This window comes from Embleya sp. NPDC059213, assembly GCF_042754445.1.
Lineage (GTDB): Bacteria > Actinomycetota > Actinomycetes > Streptomycetales > Streptomycetaceae > Embleya.
Map to the genome: position 1 here is coordinate 55,466 of NZ_JBHZAV010000025.1, position 25,165 is coordinate 80,630.

The window sequence follows — 25,165 nt, forward strand, 5'->3', positions numbered from 1 at the left end:
GACAAGACCCCCGGTACGGCCCAGGCGCCGGACCCCACCGAACGGCCGATTCGACTCAGGGCAGCGCCACCCGCAACGCGTCGCGCAACGCCTGGATCTGTTCCGGCGTCATGCCCTCGACGAAGTACACGAGAGCGCCGGCGCGGCTGTCGCCGGCCGCCCAGTCGGCGCGCATCAACTCGGCGGTATAGGCGTCCCGGGAGTACACGGCCTCGTATCGATAGGCCCGGCCGTGCAGTCTGCGGCGCAACAGGCCCTTGCGAAAGAGTTTGTCGAGCACGGTCATCACCGTCGTATAGGCGGGCTCGCGCTCCGGCAGCAGCGCCTCCTGCACTTCACGCACCGAGGACGGGCGATTGAGCCGCCAGATGCGAAGCATCACCCGGGTCTCGAGTTCGCCGAGTCGCTTCATGGTCGGACCCTCCCGAAACCTTGTCACACCGTGAGCTGCGTCACGCGTGGCGAGCGATCCCCTACGCAGCATCGTAGACGCGACTTCGTCCGGATTTGTCGCACCCGGCCCTTCCCGGCGCGAGCGGATGCGGGAACGCGGAACGCACTACTACGTGGCCGCGTAGTGTCCACTCCGTCACGACTTGGTCGATGTGCGGTGAATTGTTACCACTGATCGCGGCCCTGTCGTCGATTCACCGAGGTGTTCGTGCCGCACTCCCCCGAAGCTCCGTCCACGCCCACGTCCATGTCCACGCCCGCCGACCGCCCCGCGCGGCCGAAGGCGTTGCGTCCGCGCCGTCCGGTCATCGTGGTCGCCGGTCTCGCGCTGTTGGCCGTCGCGGTCACCACCGGGGTGCAGGTGTCGGGGACGGACCCCGGCGATGCGCGCGCGGCCGGCTCGACCGGCGCCGATCCGGAGAACGCGCAGTGGCTCGCCGATCGCGGCGCGGACGTCGCGGCACGCTCGCAGGAGCGTCCGTCGTTGGACGCCGCGCGGGAGGCCGAGCGACAGGCCGCCGCGGAGACGGCCGCGCGAGCGGAGGCGGAGCGCCAGGCGGAGGCCGAGCGGGTCGCGGAGGCGGAGCGCCAGGCGGAGGCCGACCGGGCGGCGGAGGCCGAGCGTCAGGCCGAGGCCGACCGGGTCGCGGCCGAGCGGGCGGCCTCGGGATGGGTGGCGCCGACATCCGGCTACACGTTGACCGGTCGCTTCGGCAACAGCGGCTCGCGCTGGGCGCACACGCACACCGGCCTGGACTTCGCGGCCCGCTCCGGTACGCCGATCAAGGCCGCCGCCGCCGGGAAGATCTCCTCCGCGGGCAGCGCGGGCGCGTTCGGCAACCGGATCGTGATCACCCACCCCGACGGCACCCAGACCTGGTACTGCCACCAGTCCCGGTTCGCGAAGACCTCCGGTTCGGTGGCCGCCGGCGAGGTGATCGGCTACGTCGGTACCACCGGCAACTCCACCGGACCGCACCTGCACTTCGAGGTGCACCCCAAGGGCGGCGCGGCCGTGGACCCGAAGACCTGGCTGTCCGGCAAGGGCGTCGCGGCCTGATCACCGCGCTCCGGGATCACCGGACGGCTCGACCACGCCCACGTCGGCCGATCCGTCAGCGGCCGACCGCGAGCGAGTCCAGCCAGTCCCACCAGCCGCCTTCGGCGATCAGCGCGGCGAGCTTGGCGTAGCCGGTCGAGTCGCAGTGCGCCCCGTCGCCGTAGGCGTCGATGCTCGCCCACCACTCGGGGTCCGCGCGCAGGGTGTGCTGGAGGGGCACGAAGGTGATGCCGCGCGCGGCGCACGTCTTCGCGTACGCGTCCTCCAGGGCGAGCGCGTCCTCGCCGCCGTTCGGCTCGCCGGGCACCGGTGGTGCGCCGACGACCAGGCAGGTCCAGCGGGCGCCGGTGGCGGTGTCCAGTATCGCGTCGAGGTTGGCGACGCTGTCCGCGTGCCCGACACGACGGCGGCCGCGCTCGACCTTGACGTCGTTGACGCCGAACGCGAAGACCATGCCGGTGCCGTCGGCGTGCCGCATGCGCGGGACGGCCTCGCCGTACCAGCGCTCCGCGACGTCGGCCGAGGTCTCCAACCGCACGCCGAGGTTGTACGCGGTCAATTGCCGGCCCCGGCGACGGGACTCGGCCGCCAGGCGGCCGACCCATCCGCCGCCGGCGAGATCGCCGACGCCTTGGACGAACGAATCACCGGCGACGCAGATCCGGAGATCGGGGGCTGCTTCCATGCGGCCGACCCTATGCGTACGAACGGGTGACGCGCCCGGGAATGCGACAGGAGCCCCCTCGGGGACGACGATCCGTCACCGAAGGGGCTCCCGAGCGCGGGCCGACCGTCAGTCGGTGGTCGGCTTCACCAGCGGGAACAGGATCGTCTCGCGGATGCCGCGACCGGTGAAGGCCATGATCATCCGGTCGATGCCCAGCCCCAGACCGCCGCTCGGCGGCATCGCGAACTCCAGCGCGCGCAGGAAGTCCTCGTCGATCCGCATGGCCTCGACATCGCCGCCCGCGGCGAGCAGCGACTGCTCGGTGAGCCGGCGACGCTGCTCGACCGGGTCGACCAACTCGGAGTAGGCGGTGCCCAACTCCATGCCGAAGCCGATCAGGTCCCACTTCTCCGCGACGCCCGGCGTGCTGCGGTGCTGGCGGGTCAGCGGGGACGTCTCGATCGGGAAGTCGCGGACGAAGGTCGGCTCGGCCAGGGTGTGCTCGACCAGCGCCTCGTAGATCTCCTGGACCAACTTGCCCTGGCCCCACGCCTTGTCGTACTCGATCTCCCGCGCGTCGGCGAGCTTGCGCACCGCCTCGATCGGCGTCTCGGGGGTGACCTCCTCGCCGAGCGCCTCGGAGACCGAACCGTAGACGGTGATCTCGCGCCACTCGCCGGAGATGTCCACCTCGCGGTCGCCGTAGCGGAAGGTGTGCGTGCCGAACACGGCCTGGGCGACGTGCTGGTACACCTCGCGGGTGAGCGTGGCCATCGTGTTGTAGTCGCCGTACGCCTCGTACGCCTCGAGCATGGTGAACTCGGGGTTGTGCGTCGAGTCCGCGCCCTCGTTGCGGAAGTTGCGGTTGATCTCGAAGACCTTCTCGGCGCCGCCGACGACCAGGCGCTTGAGGTAGAGCTCCGGCGCGATGCGCAGGTAGAGGTCCATGTCGTACGCGTTGATGTGGGTGACGAACGGGCGCGCGGTGGCGCCGCCGTGCACCGGCTGGAGCATCGGGGTCTCGACCTCCAGGAAGTCCCTGGCGTCGAACCACTCGCGGATCGAGCGCACGATCCGGCTGCGGGTACGCAACATCGCGCGCGACTCGTCGTTGACGATCAGGTCGACGTAGCGCTGGCGGACCCGGGCCTCGGGGTCGGTCAGGCCCTTGTGCTTGTCCGGCAGCGGACGCAGGCACTTGGACGTGATCGCCCACGAGTCGACCATGATCGACAGCTCGCCGCGGCGGGAGGTGATGACCTGGCCCTCGACGCCGACGTGGTCGCCCAGGTCGACGTCGCTCTTCCAGGCGGCCAGCGACTCGGCGCCGACGCCGTCGAGCGAGACCATCACCTGGATGTCGCCGTCGCCGTCGCGCAGGGTCGCGAAGCACAACTTGCCGCCGGTGCGATACAGCACCACCCGGCCGGTGATACCGACGCGGCGCCCGGTCTCCACATCGGCTTCGAGACCGTCGAACTCCGCGCGCAGGGCCGCCACCGTCGTGCTGCGGGGGAATCCGACCGGGTACGGGTCGGTTCCCTCGGCTCGGAGCCGATCGAGCTTGTCGCGGCGAACCCGCATCTGCTCGGGAAGGTCGTCGATCTGCGGCTGCGCTGCGCTCTGCTCGGTCACGGGACAAGGCTACCCATGGCCAACCACCTCCCCGAACCGATATCCGTCCGGCCCGGGGGCGGATACGCCGGAGGGCGGAATCGCCGCCGCGACCCCGCCCTCCGCCGATCGTTGTGAATCAGGCCACGAGGCCCGCACCCTTGCGCCGACGCGCCACGAAGAACACGCCACCGCCGAGTACGAACAGCGCCGCTGCGCCGCCCACGATCAACGTCGTGGACGAGGAGTCCGAGCCGGTCTCGGCCAGCTCGGTGCCATTGCCACCGCCGGTCGAACCCGCGCCGGCCGTCGTGGCCGCACCACCGGTCGAACCGGACCCACCGGAGGTGGCACCTTCCTTGGCGGTGAACACCATGTCGACCAGCGGGACCTTGGCCGCGACCGTCACGATGCCGCCCTTGGCGTCGGTCAGGCCCTTGGCGAGCTCGACCTTGAACGTGAAGTCACGAGTGGTACCGACCTTCCAGAGCTCGCCCCCGGTGATCTCGCAGCCATAGACGTCCGCGCCTGCCGCCTTCAGCGGCCGGAGCGCATCCTGGTCGGCGGCCAGCGATTCGTGCGAGCACTCCTTGGGCACAGCGGCCACCCGCACGCCCTTCGGGAAGGCGATGCCCGCAACACTTCCGGGCCCGCCGGTGTCGAACGAATTGAGGACGCGCGGCCCGTCGTTCTTGACCGACACCCGAACCGGAACCTCGATTCCCGGGCTCGCCACCACGGAGATCGGCGGCGTACTCGTCGTGCTCTGTGGCTGGTCCTCGCCCAGCAGCACATTGAAGGAGCCCGAACTCGCCCGCCGGTCCGGCGCCTGCGTGGTCGTCGAGGCCAGTTTCAGCGCGTCGCCCGCACCCGGAGACCACTGGATGTCGGCACCGCGCAGCGACTTCGTGACGTCGGCGGTCTGTACGAACCGGTAGTACGCCTGAGCACCGAAGACCGGAACATCCGGCGAGACCTTGTACGGGTAGGGCTCCGCCAAGCCGAACGACTCACCGGCCTTGACTGGCCCCTTGAAGTCACAGACGACGAGGTTTCTGGTGCCGTACGCGAGGCCGTAGCGGCAGTTCGCATACTTCTTCGCCGGTTCCAGGCCGTAGTCGGACTCGCTGATCAGCGAAACATCGGTGAGTGTGCGTTCCCGTACGTTCTGGAAACCCATCGGAACGGCGAAGGTGTCACCCGGCTTGCGGGTGCTCCGCGCGTCCTTGTCGAGCACGGCGAAGTCCACCGGCTCTTGGTGGACGACATCGATGCTCTTGGTGTCCGCAAAACCGGCACCGCCGGCCATGACATTGATGACCTCGTGCGACACGCTCGGATTGGTGGCTACGGACGTGACCTTCAGCGCGAGTTTCGTCTGTCCGACGGGAAGGCTGTCCCACCTGCACGAGAAGGAATCCTCGGGGGCCGGCAGGCACGGAGCGGGGAGTACGAGTTTCAGCGATTTGACCGAAACTCCGACGCCCGACTTGAACAGGGCGTAGACATTGGGAGTTGTGGTCGCGCCCGGCTTGTCCGGCTTCACGTCCAAGGTCACGGTCAGCGTCGTCGACGTACCCAGTTCCAGGTCGACCGATGCGGGAGCCGTGATCTCGACGAGTTGGTCGCGGGTGTCCGCCGCAGCCGTGGAAATCGCCGACGCGCCGATCAGCGTCAGGCTCGCGGTCGTGAAAAGGGCAGCTTTTCGAGCAGGCGAAAGGCGAATCCGAAGCAAGGTCCCCCCAAGGATCTTCAAAGTCGCGTCAGACTACGGGTCGGTTGGGCCACGTGACCAGCGGCGCCGTATCACGAATCGGCGACGAAACGTTTGGCTCAGCCGGTGCCCGTGCGCAGGGTCTCCGGGGCGGGCAGTTGGCCGAGTTGGCGGCCCTGCCGACGGTGCGGAATCACCGGAGACAGGGCTTCGACGGAGGAGTCCTGCTCCAGGACATCGGCGTCGCTCGAATCCGCACCGGGCTCGGACGTGCGTGCCGACTCTCCTGCGACCCCCGGTTCGGGGCGGTCGGTGGGGTCCGTCTCGGGAGCTGTCACGACCGCAGGGTCGGCGCTCTCGGCCACCCGTCCGGTCTCGGGTCCGGGCTCGCACTCGGGTCCGGACCCTGGTGCAACAGCGGGCTCGGGCTCCGGCGGAGCCGGGGGCTGGGGGGCGATCGGCCGGGGGCGGGTCGGGATGAGGATGTCCAGGGGGTCGGGGCGGGCGGACCGGGCGGTGGCGCGGCGGTGGGCTCGGGCGGTGAGGCGTTGTTCGAGGGCGGCCTCGGCGAGGTGGGTGCAGCGGTGCAACAGCGCTACGCGGCTTGCTCGTTCGTGTTCGCCGCAGGGCAGGTCGACGGTGCTGCGCAGGGCGGCCAGGTCCTCGGCGGACGGGATGTGTGCGACCTCGTCGACCGCGTTGCGCAGGCAGGACAGGAAGCCGGCCGCGCTGCCGGGCATCGCCGCCCGATAGCGCCGCAGTTCGGCCGTCATGAACACGCGCAGCCGGTCGCGCTCGTCCTGCGCCTCGGCGATCGCCCGGCCGAGCAACCAGAAGTCGACCGCGTCGCGACCGCCGCGCAACGCGGCGGTCAGCGCGCGACACAGCACCCGCACCTCGTGCGCGCTGAAGGCCATCCCCTGGTCACCATGTGGCGTCGGCATAGCACGCACTGTATGCGGCGAGATGGACAATCCGGTTTATTTCATGCGTGTTTTTTTCCGATTGGGATCGGGAGCCGGCCCCGCAGCCGGCCCGCTCAGACCGCCGCGTTGCGCTCGTAGACCATCCGCAGGCCGATCAGGGTCAGCCACGGCTCGTGCACGTCGATCACCGAAGCCTCGCCCAGCACCAGCGTCGCCAGTCCGCCGGTGGCCACCACGGTGACCGCGTCCGGGTCGTCCGGGGACAGTTCGGCCGCCATCCGCTTGACCACGCCGTCCACCTGCCCGGCGAAGCCGTACAGGATGCCCGCCTGCATCGCCTCGACCGTGCTCTTGCCGATCACGCTGCGCGGACGCATCAGCTCGATCTTGCGCAACTGCGCGCCGCGCGCACCCAGCGCGTCCACCGAGATCTCGATGCCGGGGGCGATCGCGCCGCCGACGTACTCGCCCTTGGTGCTGACCGCGTCGAAGGTGGTCGCGGTGCCGAAGTCGACCACCACGCACGGGCCGCCGTACAACTTGACCGCCGCGAGCGCGTTGATGATCCGGTCGGTGCCGACCTCCTTGGGGTTGTCCATCAGGACCGGCACACCGGTCTTGACCCCGGGTTCGACGACGACCGTGGGGATGTCGCCGTAATAGCGCCGCACCATGTCGCGCATTTCGTGCAGCACGGACGGCACGGTGGAGCAGATCGCGATGCCGTCGATGCCGTCGGCGCCGATCAGCGGGTGCTGGCCGAGCAATCCCGCGAGGACGACGGCGAGTTCGTCCGCGGTCCGCCGGGCCTCGGTCGAGATGCGCCAGTGCTCGACGATCTCGTCACCGTCGAACAGGCCGAGCACGGTATGCGAGTTACCGACGTCGATGGTGAGCAACATCGTGGGCGTCCTTGGTGTTCTGGCTCGGGCCGTGGGGGACGGAGCGCGGCTTCGGAAAGGGGGGCGGGACGGGGAGTGCTGATCCGGTGAACGGTACCGGTCGCTCAGGCGCGCAGGTCCACGCCGACGTCCAGGATCGGGGCGGAGTGGGTGAGCGCGCCGACCGCGATGTAGTCCACACCGGTCTCGGCGACCTCACGGGCGGTCTCCAGGGTGAGGCCGCCACTCGCCTCCAGTCGGGCCCGACCCGCGACCAGGGCCACCGCCTCGCGCATACGATCCGGCGTCATGTTGTCCAGCAGGATCAGGTCGGCGCCCGCGTCCAGCACCGGCGGGATCTGGTCGAGGTGGTCCACCTCGACCTCCACCGGCACGTTCGGGAAGGCCGCCCGCACGGCCTTGAACGCCTCGGCGACACCGCCCGCGGCGACCACGTGGTTGTCCTTGACCATCGCCGCGTCGGACAGCGACATCCGGTGATTGACCCCGCCGCCGCAGCGCACCGCGTACTTCTCCAGGGCACGCAGGCCCGGCGTGGTCTTGCGGGTGTCCCGGACCGAGGCACCGGTGCCCTCGATCGTGTCCGCCCACGCGCGGGTGGCGGTGGCCACGCCGGACAGCCGGCACAGCAGGTTCAGCGCGACCCGCTCGGCGGTCAGCAGCGTGCGGGTGCTCGCCTCGGCGGTGAACAACACCGTGCCGGGCGTCACCACGTCGCCGTCGCGCACGTGTCGGGTGAGCACCAGGTCGGCGCCGCAGACCAGTTCGAGCACGGCCTCGGCGACCGGCAGGCCCGCGACCACGCCCGCTCCGCGCGCGGTGAACTCGGCGTGGCCGCGCGCGTCCTCGGGCACGGTGGCCACCGAGGTGACGTCCACTCCGCCGTCGAGGTCCTCCGCGACGGCAGCGGTCACCAGCGCGGCGACGGCGAGCGGGTCGAGCCCGGCCTCGGCCAGGCGGGACGTGAGATCGGCGGACAGCTTGACGGTGCTCACGCGGTCGACTCCTTGGGTTCGTGTGCCTGGTAGGCGACGTGCAGGGCACCCTCGCGCAGCGACGTGACGAGGTTGCCGCGCCACCGGGCGTCGTCGAGGTCCGGACGGTCCTCGCGCCAGTGACAGCCGCGCGTCTCCTCGCGGAGCAACGCGGCCCGGGTGAGCGCGCTCGCGACCAGGTGCAGATTGGTGGTCTCCCACGTCTGCGTGCACGGATCGGTGCTGGTACGAGCGGCCAAGGCGGTCAACGCGCCCCGGGTGTCGGCCAGTCCGGCCGCGTCGCGCAGCACCCCGGCGCCCGAGGTCATCGCGCGTTGCAGGCGCAGCCGGACGTCCTCGGCGAGCAGCCCGGCCGGGCCCTCGGGGGCGACCGGCGCGGCGAACGGCGGCATGTCCCGGGCCAGATCGGCCGCGATCCGCTCGGCGAAGACCAGGCCCTCCAACAGCGAGTTGGAGGCGAGCCGGTTGGCACCGTGCACACCGGTGCAGGCCACCTCCCCACACGCGTACAACCCGGGCACGCTGGTCCGTCCGTGCAGGTCGGTACGCACGCCTCCACTCGCGTAGTGCGCGGCGGGCGCCACCGGGATCGGCTCGGTCACCGGGTCGATCCCGTGCGCGCGGCAGGCGGCCAGGATGGTCGGGAAGCGGTGCTTCCACATGTCCGCGCCGAAGTGCCGACCGTCCAGGTACATGTGTTCGGCGCCGGTTTCCGCCATTCGGCGCATGATGCCCTTGGCCACGATGTCGCGCGGGGCCAACTCGCCGAGCGGATGACGGTCCGTCATGAACCGGATGCCGGCCGCGTCCACGAGATGGGCGCCCTCGCCGCGGACCGCCTCGGAGACCAGCGGCTGCTGGCCCTCCGCGCCCGCGCCGAGCCACAACACGGTCGGGTGGAACTGCACGAACTCCAGGTCGGTGACCTCGGCCCCGCCACGCAGTGCGAGCGCGACCCCGTCGCCGGTGGACACCGACGGGTTCGTGGTGGACGAGAAGACCTGGCCCATGCCGCCGGTGGCGAGCACGACGGCGCGCCCCAGGGCGGCGCCGACCCCGTCCCGGGCGCCCTCGCCCATCACGTGCAGGGTGACCCCGCAGGCACGCCCGGAGGCGTCCTTGAGCAGGTCGAGCACGAGCGCGTTCTCGATCACCTCGATGTCCGGCGTGGCCCGTACCGCGGCCACCAGCGCCCGCGATATCTCGGCGCCCGTCGCGTCGCCGCCCGCGTGCGCGATCCGGTTGCGCAGGTGGCCGCCCTCGCGGGTGAGCAGCACGTCGCCGTCCGGCCCCCGGTCGAACTCGGCGCCGGTGTCGATCAGCCGGCGCACCGCGTCCGGGCCCTCGGTGACCAGCACCCGGACCGCGTCCTCGGCGCACAGTCCGGCCCCGGCCACGAGCGTGTCGCGCAGGTGCTGTTCGGGGGTGTCGCCCTCGCCGAGCGCGGCGGCTATCCCGCCCTGCGCCCAGCGCGTGGAGCCCTCGTCGAGCTGGGCCTTGGTCACCAACAGGACCCGGCCGGCCCGGCGCGCACGCAACGCGACGGTCAGGCCGGCCACCCCGGAGCCGACCACGATGACATCCGCGCGCACGTTCCACCCGGGATCGGGGGCGGCCAGGCGCGCGGGCAGTGCGGGCGTGTTCATTGCGCGGCCCGGTCGCCGACCACGCGGTCGCCGCGCAGCGTCTCGCCGCCGGGCAGCGCCTCGGCCGGGTCGTGGCCGGTGCCGGTGATCGTGTTGGTCGCGTCCACGAACACCACGCGCGGCTTCATCGCCCGCGCCTCGGCGTCGGTGACCTGGGCGTAGGCGATGATGATCACCAGGTCGCCGGTGTGCACCAGGCGGGCCGCGGCACCGTTGATGCCGATCACGCCGGTGCCGCGCGGGCCCGCGATCGTGTAGGTCTCCAGGCGGGCGCCGTTGTCGATGTCGACCACGTGCACCAGTTCGCCGGGCAGGATGTCGGCGGCTTCGAGCAGATCCTCGTCGATGGTGATCGAGCCGACGTAGTGGAGGTCCGCCTGCGTGATCGTCGCGCGGTGGATCTTGGACTTGAACATCGTGCGCATCATGACCGGGGGACTCCCGTGATCTTCAGTCGGGCGTTGTCGATGAGCCGGGTGGCGCCCACGCGGGCCGCGATCGCCAGGATCGCCGGGCCGGCGTGGTCGGCGGCCACCGGGGTGAAGTCGTCGATGTCGACCAACTCCACATAGTCGGGTTTCAGCACGGCGCGCAGCACGTCCTCGGCGGCGGCGCGCACGGCGCCCGCACCGTCGTCGGCGCGCCGGGCGCCCGCGTCCAGTGCCCGGCTGAGCGAGAGCGCGATCTCCCGTTCGGCCTCGGACAGGTAGCGGTTGCGGCTGGACCGGGCCAGCCCGTCGGGTTCGCGGACGGTGGGCACGCCCACGATCTCGACGGGGAAGTTCAGGTCGCGCACCATGCGCCGGATCAGCGCGAGTTGCTGGGCGTCCTTCTCGCCGAAGAAGGCGACCTTCGGCACGGTCAGGTGCAGGAGTTTGGCGACCACGGTGAGCATTCCGTCGAAGTGGCCGGGCCGGGAGGCCCCTTCGAGCACCGCGCCGGTGGGTCCGGCGGTGATCCGCACCCGCGGTTCGCCGCCCGGGTACACCTCGTCCACCGAGGGCGCGAACACCACGTCGGCGCCCGCCTCCCCGCTCAGTTCCAGGTCGGCGTCCAGGGTGCGCGGGTAGCGGTCCAGGTCCTCGCCCACGCCGAACTGGAGCGGGTTGACGAACACGGTGACCACGACGTGGCCGGTCGGGCCGACGAACGCGCGCGCCGCCCGGATCAGCGCCGCGTGGCCCTGGTGCAGCGCGCCCATCGTCATCACCACGGCGCGCGGGCCGCCGGGCCGGTCCGCACCGGCCAGGTCGGACGCGGTCCGGGCCAGGCGTACGGCGGTCACGGTCGGCCTCCCTCGGCCAGCACGCCCAGCAGCGCCTCGGCCGACTCGGCCTTGAGCAGGCCGGCGTTCAGCGCGCGGTCGGCGGTCAGTCGGGCCATCGCCACGTACGCGGCCAGCGCCTCGGGCGAGACCCGGCGCAGTTCGGCCACATGCGCGGCCACGGTGCCCGCGTCGCCGCGCGCCACCGGGCCGGTGAGCGCCTGGTCGCCGGCGCGCAGCGCGTTGTCCAGGGCGGCGCCGAGCAGCGGTCCGAGCATCCGGCCCGGGGCCCGGACGCCGGCCGCGCCGAGCAGTTCGAGCGATTGCGCAACCAGGGTGACCAGGTGGTTCGCGCCGTTGGCCAGGGCCACGTGGTAGAGCGCACGGTCGCGCTCCTCGATCCACTCGGGTTCGCCGCCCATCTCCACCACGAGCGCCTCGGCGACCGGGCGCAGCGGCTCGGGCGAGGTGACCCCGAAGGAGCAGCCGGCCAGCCGTTCGAGGTCGATGGTGCTGCCGGTGAAGGTCATCACCGGGTGCAGCGCGAGCGGCAGCGCGCCGGCGCGGGTGGCCGGTTCCAGGATGTCCACGCCGTAGCGGCCGGACGCGTGCACCAGGAGTTGACCGGCCTTGATCGCGCCGGTCTCGGCCAGGCCGCGCACGAGCGCTTCGAGCGCGTCGTCGGGCACGGTGAGCAGGGTCAGGTCGGAGGCCGCGATCACCTCTTGCGGGGCGACCAGCGGGACACCCGGCAGGAGGTCCTCGGCACGGCGCCGGGAGGTCTCCGAGACGCCGGAGGCGGCCACCACCGAGTGCCCGGCGAGGGCGAGGGCGGCGGCCAGGGTCGGGCCGACGCGACCGGTGCCGACGACTCCCACGCGCAGCCGCGCGGGGCGGTCGGCGGGGTCGGGCGAGCGGCCGTGCGGATGCGGACGTGCGGTGATGTCGTTGTTCACGCGAGCGAGCCTTCCGTTCCAGTCCGCGGCGGGTACCGGACGAGTACTGGCCCGATCAGGGTACTCACGCGCCGGGCGGCCCGGTCCCCGGGTTGGTCGGCAGGTCGGTCGGCAGCGGGCTCGGCGGCGGCCATCGATACCGGGAGGAGCCGGCCTGATACGCGACACGTCGGGCGACCTTGTGCCGGATCAGCTCCGGTCCGCGCATCCCGATCGCGCCGAGCGCGGTCAGCACGAGCCCGGTCAACAACATCGTGCCGGTGACCACCCGGGCCACCCGGACGCTGCGCGGGCCGCCCTGGGTCTGCAGCGAGTAGGCGGAGGGGGCCGGGCGGCCCGGGTCGGCGGTCGATTCCACCGAGGCGCCGCTACTGCGGCCGGGTGACGGTGCGGGGGTGGGGCCGACCTCCAGGGCCCCGGCCGCCGCGGCGATCCCGAGCGCGGCGACCGCGAGCGCACAGCGGCGACCGGCACGTATGACGAGTTGACGGCTTCCCATGGGGAGCCTCCCGGAGACCGGCGTCGATTGACCAGGTGCGAGGGTTCCGCCCTCTTCTTTCCCCGAGTCCGTCGCTTATGTGTCCCCTTTCGACCCCGTTCGCATGCCTCTCGTCGTGTGAAGAAGCCGCGCTCGGGCCCCGCCGGACGGGCTCCGGGCGGCCCGAGCGACGGTCACCGACACGCGAAAGGGCCTAGCCCAGCCGGACCGGCAATCGGGTGAGCGCGTTGTTGAGGTTCGAGCGCAGCCGCTCGGGCTCGCCGGTCGCCTCGATCGTGGGGTAGGTGGCGAGCAGTTCCTCGAAGAACACCCGACCCTCCAGGCGGGCGATGTGCACGCCCAGGCAGAAGTGCTCGGCGAAGCCGAAGGACAGGTGCGGGTTGGGCCTGCGGGTGATGTCGAAGCGCTGCGGGTCGGTGAACACCTCCTCGTCGCGGTTCGCCGAGGTGTAGTACATGGCCACCTTGTCGCCCGCCTTGATCGGCACGCCGCGCAGTTCGGTGTCCCGGGTGGCGGTCCGGCGGAAGTAGTGCAGCGGGTTGGCCCAGCGCAGGATCTCCTCGACCGCGCCCGGGACCAGGTCGGGGTTCGCGCGCACCGCCGCGAGCTGCTCGGGGTGGGTCAGCAGCGCGTGCAGGCCGGCGGACAGCATGGTCTTGGTGGTGTCGTTGCCGGCCGTGACCAGTTGTACGAAGAACTGACCGAAGTCGAGGTCGGTCATCATCCGGCCGCCGAACTCGGACTCCAGGATCAGCGAGGTGATGTCCTCGCGCGGCTCCTCGGCCCGGCGCGCGGCGGCGAAGCCGATCGCGTAGCGGGCCATCTCGATCGCCGCCCGACCGCCCTCGCCCGCCGTGTTGCGCTCGGCGAGCGCGTGGATGTGGTCCCAGTCGGCCGGCGGCAGGCCCATCAGCTCGCCGATCACCTGGGTCGGCAGGCTGGAGGTGACGTCGTGCACGAACTCGACGTCGCCGGTGCCCACCCGCGCGAAGATCTCCCGGCAGATGGTCCGGATCCGGTCCTCCATGCCGCCGACCACCTTCGCGGTGAAGGACTTCACCAGCGGTTTGCGATACGCGCGGTGGCGCGGCGGGTCCATCGACAACAGCGTGCCGCGCAGGGCTTCGAGCCGCTCGGGTTCGAGGTCCTCCAGGATGATCCCGCCCGCCTCGGCGGAGAAGATCGCCGGGTTCTGCGAGACGTATTCGACGTCGGCGTGCCGGAGCACGGCCCAGTAGCCCGGCTGTCCCGGGATGTCCTGCCAGTGCACCGGGTCGGTCCGGCGCAACTCGGCGAACAGCGCGTGCGGCGGGCCGTCGAGATACAGCTCGGGGCTGTACAGGTCGACTCCGGTCGAATCGGACGTGACGGTCATGGCATCTCCCTCGAAGCCTCGGATCGCATCCCGGTCAGCCCACGACCACGTTCGGCCGGCCGAAGCCCTGTGCCTCGCACAGGGCGTAGTAGGCGCGCAGCGTGCCCGCGCCGTCGGTCACCGAGGTGATGTTGCCCTCGGCGTCCAGGTTGAGGTTGGCGCCGTACATCTGGAACCAGACCCGGGTGTCGGGCTCGACGCAGGTGAGGGTGTGCACGGAGCCGGCGGGCTCGTAGAGGAACGAGCCGGCCCGGTTGACGTAGTCGTACTCGGCGTATTTCCACGCGCCGGCCACGGTGTAGCCGTAGACGGGGCCGGTGTGCCGGTGCGTCTCGACGGCGAAGCCCGGCTGGAAGACGTTCTCCACGATCCACAGGCCCTCCTCTTCCTTGACGCACAGCACCTTGAGCTTGTTGCCGCCGCCGATCTCGACGAACGGCAGGTCCTCGGCCCCGATGTGCACGGCGGGGCGTCCGGTTTCGGTGGTGGTCATGCGGGTTCCTCCCGGAGGCGATCGGTGCTCTGTAACGGTGTAACAGCATGCCTCAAGGACCGGTGGGTTTCGAGAGCCGCGTGGGATGGGCAACACCATCGACCGCACATGAGTGCACCGGGGGGACGGAGATGGGGAGCGGGAGATGGGACAGCTCGACGGGAAGGTGGCCGTGGTCACCGGCGGCGCCAACGGGATCGGCCGCGCGTGTTGTGAGCGCTTCGCCGAGGAGGGCGCCGACATCGTGATCGCCGACCTGCTGGACGAGGCCGCGATCGGCACCGTCGAGGCGGTCGAGAAGCGTGGCCGGCGAGCCACCTACATGCACACCGACGCGAGCAGCCCGACCGACGTGGGGACGGTGATGCAGCACGCGATCGACACGTTCGGATCGATCGACGTGCTGGTCACCGCGGCGGGCATCAGCACGGCCGACTATGTCAGCGGCCGACCGAGCAACGCGGTCGCGACCGAGCGGGACCCGATCAAGCGATTCGTGGACAGCCCGCTCGCCGAGTGGCAGCGGGTGCTCGACGTGAACCTGACCGGCACGCTGCTCGCGGTCCAGGCCGCCGCGCGCTGGATGGTGGCCCAGGGGCGACGCGGTTCGATCATCACCATCGCCTCGATCGCCGCCAAGCACCCCGAGGCGGGTTCGGCGGCCTACTCCGTGTCCAAGGCCGGTGTGTGGATGTTGACCAAGCAGGCCGCGCTCGTGCTCGGCCCGGCCGGGATCCGGGTCAACGCGATCGGTCCCGGCTTCATCGAGACCAACATGACCGCGGTGCTGCGCGGGATGCCCGAGCTCGAACAGCGCCTGCTCGGCAGCGTGCCGCTGGGCCGGATGGGCAGCGCCCGCGAGGTGGCCAACGCGGCGCTGTTCCTGGCGAGCGACCAGTCGTCCTACTTCACCGGTGAGATGTTGCACCCGGACGGCGGTTTCTATACCGACTGACCCCACCGCGCGGACGCGCCCGCACGCGGGTCGGGCGATCGCCCGAGCGGCGTGCGGGCGTGGCCCGACGGACGGGGGCTAGCGACCCCTGGCCTTGACCAGACCCGTCTCGTACGCGAGCACCACGACCTGGACCCGGTCGCGCAGCCCGAGCTTCATCAGGATCCGGCCGACGTGGGTCTTGATGGTGGCCTCGGACAGGAACAGCCGCTGGGCGATCTCCGCGTTGGACAACCCCTGGGCGACCAGCATCATCACCTCCAGCTCGCGCTCGGTCAGCGCGTCCACCACGTCCGGGCGCGGCTCGTGGTCGCTGGGCAGGATCGGCGCGAACCGGTCGAGCAGCCGCTTGGTCGTGCTCGGCGCGACCACCGCGTCGCCGGAGGCCACCGCCCGGATCCCGGACAGCAACTCCGGCGGCGGGACGTCCTTGAGCAGGAAGCCGCTGGCCCCGGCCTTGAGCGCGGCGAACGCGTACTCGTCCAGGTCGAAGGTGGTCAGCATGAGCACCTTGGGTCGGGCCCGGCCCTCGGGCAGCACGAGCGCGTTCTCACCGCTCTCGGCACAGATCCGCCGACACGCCTCGACCCCGTCCATCCGCGGCATCCGCACGTCCATCAGGACCACGTCCACGTCCACGTGCCGAAGCTTGTCCAGCGCCTCGACCCCGTCGCCGGCCTCGGCGACCACACTCATGTCCGGCTGGGCCTGCAACACCATGGTGAAACCGGTCCGCAGCAATTCCTGGTCGTCGACCAGCATCACCTTGATGCTCACTGAGCTCCTTGAAGAGTCGTCCTGGCGGGCGTACCGGAGGAGATGGAGGAGTCGTCGGGGCGACCGGCGTAGGGCAACATCGCGCTGACCGACCAACCGCCCCCGACGCTCGGCCCGGTCCGCAACCGACCGCCCAGCATCGCGACCCGCTCGCGCATGCCGACCAGACCGTGGCCCATGCCGTCGCCGGGGGCCGCGGCACCGCGGCCGTCGTCGCTGATCTCCATTTCGAGCCCATCTTCCCCGTAGCCGACACCGACCGTGGCGGTGGCATCGGGACCCGCGTGCTTGCGGGTGTTGGTCAGCGCCTCCTGGACGATGCGGTACGCGGTCAGCGCGACGCTCTGCGGCAGCTCGACCGGCACCCCCTCGACCCGGAGCTCGACGTTGAGGCCGGCGGTGCGCACCTGTTCGACCAATTCGCCGAGTTGTTCGACGCCCGGCTGCGGCACGTACGCGTCGGTCTCGGCCTGCGAACGCAGTACCCCGAGCAGTCGGCGCATCTCGGCGAGCGCCTCCCGCCCCGTCGCCGCGATCGTGCCCAGCGCCTCGCGGGCCCGGTCCGGCGACGACTCGATCGCGTACGCGGCGCCGTCCGCCTGCACCACCATCACCGACACGTTGTGCGCGACCACGTCGTGCAACTCGCGCGCGATCCGGGCCCGCTCGGCCGCCGCCGCGATCTGCGCCTGCTGGTCCCGCTCGAACTCCAGCCGGGTGGCCCGCTCCTCCAACTCGGCGTAGAACGCCCGGCGGGTGCGCATCGAATCGCCCAGCACCCACGCGATGGCCAGCAACACCACGATGAAGCCGAAGCCGATCACGTTGTCGCGGAACGAGGAACCGCCCGTTTCCGGGAAGCGCGAGAGCAGGATCACCGGTCCCAGCACGGTCATCGCCAGCCCCGTGCGGGAGAGCCAGCGCGGACCGGACTTGGCGGCCGTGTAGAGCACGACGAGCATCGAATAGTTGGCCGCGCTCAGCGTGTCGTCCCAGACGAGCTGCATCAGGCCGCCGGTCACCACGAGGGCGGTCGCGGTCATCGGACGCACCCGGTGCAGCGCCATGCCCAGGCTCAGCAGCGCCACGATCGCCAGGAACCACCACCGAGGCGCGGCGACGGGGGTGTCCGAGACGACCTGGAGCAGTCCGAGGCCGAGAACCGGAATCGTGCACACCGAGTCGACCCACAGGGGGTGCGCTCGCAGCCACGCATAGATTCGTTGCACACTTCGACGCTACGTGGCCGCGGGCCGGGCGCGCGTCAACCGACTTGCCGAATCATCCCTCCGCCACAAGTCGGATCCGACCGGGTCGCGGGCCCTCCCCGAGTGCCGCCGGGACGGTTCAGCCGCCCTCCCCCGGGCGTACCGGCAGTCGGGCCCGGACCCGCCAGCCGCCGTCCGGCCGGGGCCCGGTCTCCAGATGGCCGCCGAACAGCGCGACCCGCTCGCACATACCGACCAGACCGTGTCCCATCCCGTCGCCGGGAGCCGCCGCGCCCCGCCCGTCGTCGCCCACGTCCAGTTCGACGTCCTCGCCCAGATAGCGAAGGCGCACCCGCGCCTTGGCGTCCGGCCCGCCGTGCTTGCGGGTGTTGGTCAGCGCCTCCTGGACGATCCGGTACACGGTCAACGCGACGCCCTGGGACAGCTCGACCGGCACCCCCTCGACGGTCAGGTCGACCGGCAGGCCCGCGCTGCGCACCCGCTCCAGGAGGTCTTCGAGCTGCTCGACGCCCGGTTGCGGGACATAGGCGTCGCCCTCGCTCTGCGAACGCAGCACGCCCAGCAGGCGGCGCATCTCGGCCAGCGCCTCGCGGCCGGTGGCGGAGATCGTGCCGAGCGCCTCGCGGGTCAACTCGGGCGCGGCGTCCAGCGCGTACGCGGCGCCGTCCGCCTGCACCACCATCACCGACACGTTGTGCGCGACCACGTCGTGCAACTCGCGCGCGATCCGGGCCCGCTCGGCCGCCGCCGCGATCTGCGCCTGCTGGTCCCGCTCGCGCTCCAGCCGGTCGGCCCGGTCCTCCAGCTCGACGTAGTACGCCCGCCGGGTGCGCATCGAATCGCCGAGCACCCAGGCGATCACGAACGGGCCCATCAGCAACAAGGTGAAGAAGATGATGCCGGTGGTCGGCACCTCCGGGTTGTCCCACCAGCGCAACATCGCCGCGATCGGCGCGAGCACCCCGCCGACGAGCGCCGTGCGCGAGACCCAGCGCGAGCTGTAGGCGGCGGCGCTGTAGGCGATCGCGGGCATCGCGACCGCCTCCAGGCCGGGCGGTATGTCGTCGAAGAGCTGGAAGATCCCGACCGCGAGGGTGACCGCCAGCGCATGGCTGGGATTGCGCCGGCGGATCAGCAGCACGATCGACATCGTGCCGAGCGCGACCAGGTGCGGGAGGTCGAGCGGGCCCGGCTCGTCGATGATCACCTCGAACAGGCCGAACATGAGCAGCAGCAACGCCCACGCTGCGTCCACGAGCAGGGGGCGGCCACGGAGCCAGGCGTACAGGTGATGCACACAGGCAGGTTAGACGGGCACATCCGTTCGCCCACACTCCGGACGGACCGGCACAGACCGACCTCGGTCGTACGGCGGCGATCGGGGGCCGGTACCGTCGGGTTCGATGGAACGACGGCTGACCTGGAAGGAAGCCACCCGTCGGGCGTTGTACGGAGCCGAGGGCTTCTACCGCCGGGCCGAGGGCCCCGCCGGCCATTTCCGCACCTCGGTGCACGCCTCCCCGCTGTTCGCCCGTGCGCTGGCCGACCTCGCGCGCGCCGCGGACCTGGACACCGTCGTGGACGTGGGCGCCGGGCGGGGCGAGTTGTTGGTCGCGCTGTGCCGGATCGCGCCGCACCTGGAGCTGATCGGCGTGGATGTCGCCGGCCGGCCGGAGGCGCTGCCGCCGTCGATCGGCTGGGAGCCGGAGGTTCCGCCGGGTCGGACCGCGTTGTTGATCGCCAACGAGTGGCTGGACAACGTCCCCGCCGACGTCGCGGAGGTGGACGAGCACGGCGTGCCGCGGGTGGTCGAGGTGGACGTGCGCACCGGGGACGAGCGGCTGGGCGCCGTCGTCCGCGACGAGGACGCCCGCTGGCTGGATCGCTGGTGGCCGCTGGTCGGCGCGGAGCCGGGCACCCGGGCCGAGATCGGCGAGTCCCGGGACGTCGCGTGGGCGGACGCGATCGAGCGGCTGGAGCGGGGGGTCGCGGTGGCGATCGACTACGGACACCTGGCCGACGGGCGTCCGACGTACGGCTCGCTGACCGGATATCGGCAGGGCCGGCAGGTGCCGCCCATTCCGGACGGCACCTGCGATGTGACCTGCCATGTCGCGATGGACGCGGTGGCGGCGGCGGGCGAGGCGGCGGGCGCGCGGGACACGGTCCTGACCACCCAGCGGCACGCGTTGCGCGCCCTGGGCCTGACCGGCCACCGCCCGCCGTACGAACTGGCCCGCACCGACCCCACCGGCTACCTCGCCGGCCTGCGCGACGCGGGCGAGGCCGGCGAACTCACCGCCCGAGGCGGCCTGGGCGACTTCCACTGGCTGGCTCAGGGCATCCGCATGCCCGTCCCCACCCACCTCCGCCCCTGACCGAACCACCCCGAGCCGATCGGCCCGGCAAACCGGCCGGGCCGGCGTCCGAGGCCGGCCGTCAGCTCGAACCGAGCGCCCCCGCCGCCCGAAGCGCGGCGATCCGCGCCTCGTCGTACCCCAACAGGTCCGCCAGGACCTCGGCGCTGTGCTGCCCGACCGTGGGCGCCCGCTCCGGCACGGGCAGCGACTCCCCGACGAACTTGATCGGCGACGGCAACTGCTCCGCCCCGAGCCGGTCCTGGTCGAACCACGGGAACCGGTGCCGGAACTGCGGATCCTCGGCGATCGTCTGCGGCGTGTTCACCGGCGCGATCGGCGTGTTCGCGTCGTTGCCGAACTCGATCCACTCGCGCGCGGTCCGGGTCGCGAAGATGTCCCGCAGGATGCCGCGCAGCTCGACGTTGCCGACCGCGTGGTCCGCGTACTTGGAGCCGGGCCAGCGCTCGAACAGGTCGGCCCGGTCCACCCCCTCGCAGAAGTTCTTCCACAACGACTGCTCGGACGCCATGAACAGCACGTACCGATCGTCCTTGGTCGCGTAGATCTGGTAGCGGACACCCTTCTCCATGCCGCCGGTGCCGGGCGCACGCCGCTCGTAGTTGTCCGACTTGTTGCCGGTCACCTCGGACTCCGGGCGCTCGTACGCCTTCCAGGTCTCGCTGCGCAGCCAGTCCATCGACGCGGCCGCGTCCGACTGGGCGATGTCGATCACACTGCCCTCGCCGGTGGCCCGAGCCCGGATGATGCCCGCGAGCACACCGAGCGCGCCGAACATCGGACCGGCGTGGATGCCGATCGAGGCGTGCTCGGGCAGATACGGGAAGCCGTCCTCGTTGATCGCCGGCTTCACCACGCCGGCCCAGGTGTCGTAGGCGACGCCGTGGCTGGGCATGTCCCGGTACGGGCCGGTGGCGCCGTAGCCGGAGATCGTGCAGAACACGATCCTGGGGTTGATCTTCCTCAGGTCCTCGAAGCCGATCCCGCGCCGGGCCAGACCGCCCGGTCGCATCGCCTCGATCACCGCGTCGGCGTCCTTGACCAGCGCCTTGAAGGTCTCGATCGCCTCCGGCTTGCGCAGGTCCAGGACCAGTGACTTCTTGCCCCGGTTGACGTGCAGGTGCATCAGTGACGAGCCCTCCACGATGGGCCACGTCATGTCCCGGATGTAGTCGCCCTGCGGCGGCTCGATCTTGATCACCTCGGCGCCCAGATCGACCAGCGACGAGGTGATCGCGGCCGGTCCCAGCATCGAACACTCGATGATGCGAACCCCTGCGAGCGGGGCCCCACCCTTCGACTCGACCTGACTCATCGCTGCCTCCCTGCGAATATGACGATGCGTCAGATATTAACCGGCGCTCCCGCCGAGGGAAGAGGCGGAACCTGACGAACTGTCAGATGCGGGTCCGATCCAGCGTTCCGCACCCGCCTCGCGGCGTCCGATCCGTGAGCGTTCGGCCTGTTCGGCGACCATCGCGTCGGCCTCGGCCGCGTCCCGTCGGGCCGCCTTGACGTGCACCGGACCCGGGGTGGAGTCCAGGTGCACGGTGGCCAGGCCGAGCCGGCGCTCCCACGGCCCCTGGGTCCGCCGTACGCTCTGCACCTTCGCGTGCGGAATCACATCCAGGATCCGGTGGAACCGGCCGCTGCGGGCCACGAACACCTCGGCGTCCGCGCCGTAGGCGTAGGCCGACCAGCCGACCGGATCGTGCCAACGGGCCCGCCGCGGCGCCGGGATCAGCTCGACCGTGTCGATGTCCACACCCGGCAGGATCTGGCCGAGCAGGCCGTGGGCGACCACACGGGGCGCGACCGGCAACAGGATCGTCTCCTTGTCGTCGGCGTCCTTGCCCCCGTAGCCGGCCACATTGATCTCGACCCGGACCCAGCCACGCAGCCGCCACAACCACGGCTGCACGATCCGCACCGCCTGGACCCGGCCGGGCGGCACCGTCTGATGCCGCTGTTCGAGCAGGCCGTGCCGCAACCGCAGACCGTCCGGCGAACGCGCCACGGTGAAGTCGAAATTCCGGATCACCCGCCCGGCGGTGAACTGCCACGCGGCCAGGAACAGCGGCACCGACCCGAACACGAAGGCGAGTTCGTGCAGGACGAAGGCCAGGATCACCACCACCACACTGGGCGCGAGCGCGGCCCACGTGCCCACCGAGAGCAACACCGAGCCGACCACCGCCGAAAGCGGCACCGAGACCAGCGCCTGCTCGGGCGCCTCCCCCACGTCCGGGCGCACCCCCGCGGCACGCGCGAGCAACTCGGCGCGCAACCGCTGCGCCTCCGCCTCGGCCAGATAGGACAGGCTCGCCTCGGCCTTGTCCCCGCCGGCGACCTGGAGCTGCAACTCGGCGAGCCCGAACAATCGGGCGGCCAGCGGGCGGACGATGTCGACCGCCTGGAGCCGGGACAGGCGTACGTGCCGGGTCCGCCGGAACAGCACCCCGGAATCCAGCCGCAGGTCGTCGCCCTCGATCCGGAACGTGGTGAACCACCACGACAGGTAGCCGTAGCCGAACGCGAGCGGCACCACCACGCCGAGCCCGATCATCAGCCGACCCGGGGTCGCCCACCCGGAGTTGACGTTGTGCACGACCACGCCCAGGCACGCGGCGATCACCACCCAGCCGCGGGCCGGCGGGGTCAACGGGTGCAGCCGGCGCGGCTCGTCGGTGCCCTGGACGGGCCGCTCGCCGGCGGTGCTCACAACCCCGCCGATCGGGCCTCGCCCAGCGCCGCGAGCCGGTCGCGCAGCCGCGCGGCCTCGGCCGGCGGCAGGCCGCGCACGACCGCGTCCGAGGAGGCCGAGGCGGTGTGCAGGGTCACCGTGGCGATGCCGAAGCGACGCTCGAGCGGGCCCGCCTCGACGTCCACGAACTGCATCCGCCCGTACGGCACCACCACCAGCCGGCGAAACAGCACGCCGTGCGCGATCAGCAGGTCGTCGTCCCGCTCCGCGTAGCGCCACGAGCGCTGGTTGCGCCGGAGCGCGGGCAGACCCCAGGCAGCCGTCCCGACGCAGGCGAGCACCACCACCGCGCCCGCCCACCAGACCACGAACCGGCCGAGCAGGCCGCCGGCGAGCACGGCGAACACCACACAGCCGGCGAGCAGCAGCGCGCGGCGCATCCGGTAGAGCTGTTCCGAGACGGCCCGCCAGTCGAGGTCGGGCGGAGCCAGGGCGTCATCGGCCGGTTTCATGGGGGCAACCTTCCCAGGTGGGCATACAAGGGTGCGAAGGAGCACACGACTACTGGCAGACTCAGGGTCCATGACCGCCAGGACCGTGGGCGTGGGTATCGGCGCCGACCAGCTCGACACGACCGACATGGTGCTCAACATCGGGCCCCAACACCCCTCCACGCACGGCGTGCTGAGGTTGCGACTCGTGCTCGACGGCGAGCGGATCGTCTCCGCCGAGCCGATCGTCGGCTACATGCACCGCGGCGCGGAGAAGCTCTTCGAGGTACGCGACTACCGACAGATCGTGATGCTCGCGAACCGGCACGACTGGTTGAGCGCGTTCGCGAACGAGCTGGGCGTGGTGCTCGCGGTGGAGCGCATGCTGGGCATGGAGGTGCCGCAGCGCGCGGTCTGGGCGCGGACCCTGCTCGCCGAGCTGAATCGGGTGCTCAACCATCTGATGTTCCTGGGCTCGTATCCGTTGGAGCTGGGTGCGATCACCCCGATCTTCCACGCGTTTCGCGAGCGCGAGGAGATCCAGGCGGTGATGGAGGAGATCTCCGGTGGCCGGATGCACTTCATGTTCAACCGGGTCGGCGGCCTCAAGGAGGATCTGCCGGCGGGCTGGACCGGGCGGGTACGGCACGCCGTCGCCACCGTGCGCACCCGGCTGACCGGGCTGGACGACCTGGTCTCGGGCAACGAGATCTTCCGTGCCCGCACCCGGGGGGTGGGGGTGCTGACACCGGCCCTGGTGGCCGCGTACGGAGTCAGCGGGCCGATCGCGCGGGCCTCGGGCGTCGACTTCGACCTGCGTCGGGACGAGCCGTATCTGGCCTACGGCGAGCTCGCCGACGTGCTGCGGGTGGTCACCCGCGAGGAGGGCGACTGCCTGGCCCGGTTCGAATGCCTGCTGGAGCAGGTGCACGTGAGCCTGGACCTGGCCGACGCGTGTTGCGACCGGCTCGACGCACTCCCGCAGGGTCCGGTGAACCTGCGGCTGCCGAAGGTGCTCAAGGCGCCCGAGGGCCACACCTACGCGTGGACCGAGAATCCGCTCGGCCTGAACGGCTACTACCTGGTCTCGCGCGGCGAGAAGACGCCGTGGCGACTCAAGCTGCGCTCCGCGTCCTACAACAACGTGCAGGTACTGACCGAGTTGTTGCCGGGCTGCCTGATCGCGGACATGGTGGCGGTCCTGGGATCGCTCTTCTTCGTCGTGGGCGACATCGACAAGTGACACCGCGGACGCCGGTCGGCGGTCGGGCGGGGCGCCGGCCGGGTCAGGCGTGCTTGCGGATGTCGATCCGGGGGATCTCCTCGGTGTCGTCGTGCGCGGTGAGGTCCACCGGCAGCGGCTTGGGCCGCGGCACACCCGGCCGGACCCGGTCGGACTCGCTGGGCGCGAACCGTACGCCCTGGCCGCGGTGCACCGGCGTGGGCTGGACGACCGGCGTGTCCTCGGCGCGGACCGGGTCGGCGAGCCGATCGGCCTCGATGTCGTCGACCGCCCGGTCCGGGACGGAGGTCGCCTCGGCCGGCTCGATCTCCTCCCCCTGCGGGCGCCCCGCGACCAGCGCGTCGTAGCGCGCGTCCGAGCCGAACAGCTCGTCGGTCAGGAAGCCGGTCGCCTCGGGCTCGGCCGGAGCGGCCTTGGGCGCGAAGAAGTCGAACCGCCCGGAGGCCCCGGAGCCGGCCACCCGGCGGGTCACCTCCAGCACCTTGTCCCGCACCATCCGGGTGACCTCGGCGGTCTCGGCTCCGGACGCCCGGGCCGGCGCGGGCACGGTCGCGGGCGGGGTGGGGGTCGAGGAGGCGGGCTCGGCCGCGGCGGGCGGCGGCGACGCGACGCCGGGTGTGTCGGCAGGTGTGTCGGCTACCGGAGCCGACACGCCGGCCGGGACCGGGACGGCGGGGGTGGCGACGGCCGGCGGCGCGGACGAGGCGGCAACGGCTGCCCCGGGAGACTCGGCGCGGGCGGGCACGGCGGCGGAATCGGCCCGGGAGGCTGCCGCCGGGGCCGCCGGGGCCGGGATGGCGGCCCTGTGCGTCGACCGGGGGCTG

At 71.7% G+C, this 25,165-nt stretch carries 25 protein-coding genes and 1 pseudogene; 5 read left to right on the forward strand and 21 right to left on the reverse strand.

Annotation, left to right across the window (positions count from 1 at the left end):
* Nucleotides 1-55: 55 nt before the first annotated feature.
* The gene (locus ACFXMF_RS12845; protein WP_379988779.1) at nt 56-412 is read right to left on the reverse strand and encodes a BlaI/MecI/CopY family transcriptional regulator; all 357 of its coding nucleotides are present in this window, start codon (nt 410-412) and stop codon (nt 56-58) included.
* Between the two features lie 288 nt (nt 413-700).
* On the opposite strand from ACFXMF_RS12845, the gene ACFXMF_RS12850 reads away from it, so the two are divergent.
* Entirely contained in the window at nt 701-1,513 is an 813-nt protein-coding gene (locus tag ACFXMF_RS12850) for a M23 family metallopeptidase (protein ID WP_379988780.1), read from the forward strand.
* Between the two features lie 55 nt (nt 1,514-1,568).
* Here the strand turns inward: ACFXMF_RS12850 and ACFXMF_RS12855 are convergent, their stop codons facing one another.
* The 13 genes from ACFXMF_RS12855 to ACFXMF_RS12915 all read right to left on the reverse strand — a co-directional run bounded on the left by ACFXMF_RS12855 (nt 1,569) and on the right by ACFXMF_RS12915 (nt 14,564).
* Nucleotides 1,569-2,198 (reverse strand): GDSL-type esterase/lipase family protein, encoded by a 630-nt coding sequence (locus ACFXMF_RS12855; protein ID WP_360313078.1) that lies wholly within the window; start codon nt 2,196-2,198, stop codon nt 1,569-1,571.
* A 108-nt stretch (nt 2,199-2,306) separates the two neighbouring features.
* Nucleotides 2,307-3,815, reverse strand: a complete 1,509-nt coding sequence (gene lysX, locus ACFXMF_RS12860; protein WP_360313076.1) for a bifunctional lysylphosphatidylglycerol synthetase/lysine--tRNA ligase LysX — start codon at nt 3,813-3,815, stop codon at nt 2,307-2,309.
* A 118-nt stretch (nt 3,816-3,933) separates the two neighbouring features.
* Entirely contained in the window at nt 3,934-5,550 is a 1,617-nt protein-coding gene (locus ACFXMF_RS12865; RefSeq protein WP_360313074.1) for an LAETG motif-containing sortase-dependent surface protein, read from the reverse strand.
* A gap of 77 nt (nt 5,551-5,627) precedes the next feature.
* Nucleotides 5,628-6,452, reverse strand: coding sequence for a hypothetical protein (locus ACFXMF_RS12870; RefSeq protein WP_379988783.1), 825 nt, complete (start codon nt 6,450-6,452; stop codon nt 5,628-5,630).
* 95 nt (nt 6,453-6,547) lie between these two features.
* Nucleotides 6,548-7,336, reverse strand: a complete 789-nt coding sequence (locus ACFXMF_RS12875) for a type III pantothenate kinase (RefSeq protein ID WP_020549599.1) — start codon at nt 7,334-7,336, stop codon at nt 6,548-6,550.
* Between the two features lie 104 nt (nt 7,337-7,440).
* Nucleotides 7,441-8,331, reverse strand: a complete 891-nt coding sequence (gene nadC, locus ACFXMF_RS12880) for a carboxylating nicotinate-nucleotide diphosphorylase (protein WP_360313070.1) — start codon at nt 8,329-8,331, stop codon at nt 7,441-7,443.
* The gene (locus ACFXMF_RS12885; protein WP_379988785.1) at nt 8,328-9,977 is read right to left on the reverse strand and encodes an L-aspartate oxidase; all 1,650 of its coding nucleotides are present in this window, start codon (nt 9,975-9,977) and stop codon (nt 8,328-8,330) included. The genes nadC and ACFXMF_RS12885 overlap by 4 nt, the downstream gene beginning before the upstream one ends.
* On the reverse strand, nt 9,974-10,405 hold the full coding sequence (gene panD / locus ACFXMF_RS12890) for an aspartate 1-decarboxylase (protein ID WP_360313066.1): 432 nt from the start codon (nt 10,403-10,405) through the stop codon (nt 9,974-9,976). The genes ACFXMF_RS12885 and panD overlap by 4 nt, the downstream gene beginning before the upstream one ends.
* Entirely contained in the window at nt 10,402-11,262 is an 861-nt protein-coding gene (panC, locus tag ACFXMF_RS12895; protein WP_379988787.1) for a pantoate--beta-alanine ligase, read from the reverse strand. The genes panD and panC overlap by 4 nt, the downstream gene beginning before the upstream one ends.
* Nucleotides 11,259-12,197 carry a DUF2520 domain-containing protein gene (locus ACFXMF_RS12900; protein ID WP_360313062.1) on the reverse strand — a complete coding sequence of 313 codons (939 nt, stop codon included), beginning with the start codon at nt 12,195-12,197 and terminating at the stop codon, nt 11,259-11,261. The genes panC and ACFXMF_RS12900 overlap by 4 nt, the downstream gene beginning before the upstream one ends.
* A gap of 64 nt (nt 12,198-12,261) precedes the next feature.
* The gene (locus ACFXMF_RS12905) at nt 12,262-12,696 is read right to left on the reverse strand and encodes a hypothetical protein (RefSeq protein ID WP_360313060.1); all 435 of its coding nucleotides are present in this window, start codon (nt 12,694-12,696) and stop codon (nt 12,262-12,264) included.
* Between the two features lie 193 nt (nt 12,697-12,889).
* Nucleotides 12,890-14,071, reverse strand: a complete 1,182-nt coding sequence (locus tag ACFXMF_RS12910) for a cytochrome P450 (protein ID WP_379988789.1) — start codon at nt 14,069-14,071, stop codon at nt 12,890-12,892.
* Between the two features lie 34 nt (nt 14,072-14,105).
* Nucleotides 14,106-14,564 carry a 2,4'-dihydroxyacetophenone dioxygenase family protein gene (locus ACFXMF_RS12915; protein WP_379988791.1) on the reverse strand — a complete coding sequence of 153 codons (459 nt, stop codon included), beginning with the start codon at nt 14,562-14,564 and terminating at the stop codon, nt 14,106-14,108.
* Nucleotides 14,565-14,709: 145 nt separating this feature from the next.
* On the opposite strand from ACFXMF_RS12915, the gene ACFXMF_RS12920 reads away from it, so the two are divergent.
* Complete coding sequence (locus ACFXMF_RS12920; RefSeq protein WP_360313054.1) at nt 14,710-15,519, forward strand: SDR family NAD(P)-dependent oxidoreductase; 810 nt, start codon at nt 14,710-14,712, stop codon at nt 15,517-15,519.
* 78 nt (nt 15,520-15,597) lie between these two features.
* On the opposite strand, the gene ACFXMF_RS12925 is transcribed toward ACFXMF_RS12920, so the two are convergent.
* The 3 genes from ACFXMF_RS12925 to ACFXMF_RS12935 all read right to left on the reverse strand — a co-directional run bounded on the left by ACFXMF_RS12925 (nt 15,598) and on the right by ACFXMF_RS12935 (nt 18,822).
* Nucleotides 15,598-16,296, reverse strand: a complete 699-nt coding sequence (locus ACFXMF_RS12925; protein WP_360313052.1) for a response regulator transcription factor — start codon at nt 16,294-16,296, stop codon at nt 15,598-15,600.
* On the reverse strand, nt 16,293-17,525 hold the full coding sequence (locus ACFXMF_RS12930; RefSeq protein ID WP_360313050.1) for a histidine kinase: 1,233 nt from the start codon (nt 17,523-17,525) through the stop codon (nt 16,293-16,295). Before ACFXMF_RS12930 ends, ACFXMF_RS12925 begins: the two co-directional genes overlap by 4 nt.
* Before the next feature lie 118 nt (nt 17,526-17,643).
* Nucleotides 17,644-18,822: a histidine kinase gene (locus tag ACFXMF_RS12935; RefSeq protein WP_360313048.1), complete on the reverse strand. Its 1,179-nt coding sequence runs from the start codon at nt 18,820-18,822 to the stop codon at nt 17,644-17,646.
* A 106-nt stretch (nt 18,823-18,928) separates the two neighbouring features.
* Here ACFXMF_RS12935 and ACFXMF_RS12940 point away from each other — a divergent pair, with 106 nt between their 5' ends.
* Nucleotides 18,929-19,903, forward strand: a complete 975-nt coding sequence (locus ACFXMF_RS12940; RefSeq protein WP_360313046.1) for an SAM-dependent methyltransferase — start codon at nt 18,929-18,931, stop codon at nt 19,901-19,903.
* 61 nt (nt 19,904-19,964) lie between these two features.
* Here ACFXMF_RS12940 and ACFXMF_RS12945 read toward each other — a convergent pair whose 3' ends face one another.
* From ACFXMF_RS12945 to ACFXMF_RS12955, 3 genes are read right to left on the reverse strand one after another with little or no spacing between them, the layout of a single operon-like run.
* Nucleotides 19,965-21,218, reverse strand: a complete 1,254-nt coding sequence (locus ACFXMF_RS12945; RefSeq protein ID WP_360313044.1) for a CoA transferase — start codon at nt 21,216-21,218, stop codon at nt 19,965-19,967.
* Nucleotides 21,219-21,254: 36 nt separating this feature from the next.
* Nucleotides 21,255-22,625 carry a PH domain-containing protein gene (locus ACFXMF_RS12950; RefSeq protein WP_360313042.1) on the reverse strand — a complete coding sequence of 457 codons (1,371 nt, stop codon included), beginning with the start codon at nt 22,623-22,625 and terminating at the stop codon, nt 21,255-21,257.
* Nucleotides 22,622-23,119: a PH domain-containing protein gene (locus tag ACFXMF_RS12955; protein ID WP_360313040.1), complete on the reverse strand. Its 498-nt coding sequence runs from the start codon at nt 23,117-23,119 to the stop codon at nt 22,622-22,624. Before ACFXMF_RS12955 ends, ACFXMF_RS12950 begins: the two co-directional genes overlap by 4 nt.
* A 70-nt stretch (nt 23,120-23,189) precedes the next feature.
* On the opposite strand from ACFXMF_RS12955, the gene ACFXMF_RS12960 reads away from it, so the two are divergent.
* Entirely contained in the window at nt 23,190-24,341 is a 1,152-nt protein-coding gene (locus ACFXMF_RS12960) for an NADH-quinone oxidoreductase subunit D (protein WP_360313038.1), read from the forward strand.
* A gap of 43 nt (nt 24,342-24,384) precedes the next feature.
* On the opposite strand, the gene ACFXMF_RS12965 is transcribed toward ACFXMF_RS12960, so the two are convergent.
* Nucleotides 24,385-24,837, reverse strand: coding sequence for a hypothetical protein (locus ACFXMF_RS12965; RefSeq protein WP_380020630.1), 453 nt, complete (start codon nt 24,835-24,837; stop codon nt 24,385-24,387).
* Between ACFXMF_RS12965 and ACFXMF_RS12970 the strand changes: the two are divergent.
* Nucleotides 24,824-25,165: pseudogene (locus ACFXMF_RS12970) on the forward strand (hypothetical protein); the annotation flags it as partial. The gene ACFXMF_RS12965 and the pseudogene ACFXMF_RS12970 sit on opposite strands and share 14 nt — an antisense overlap.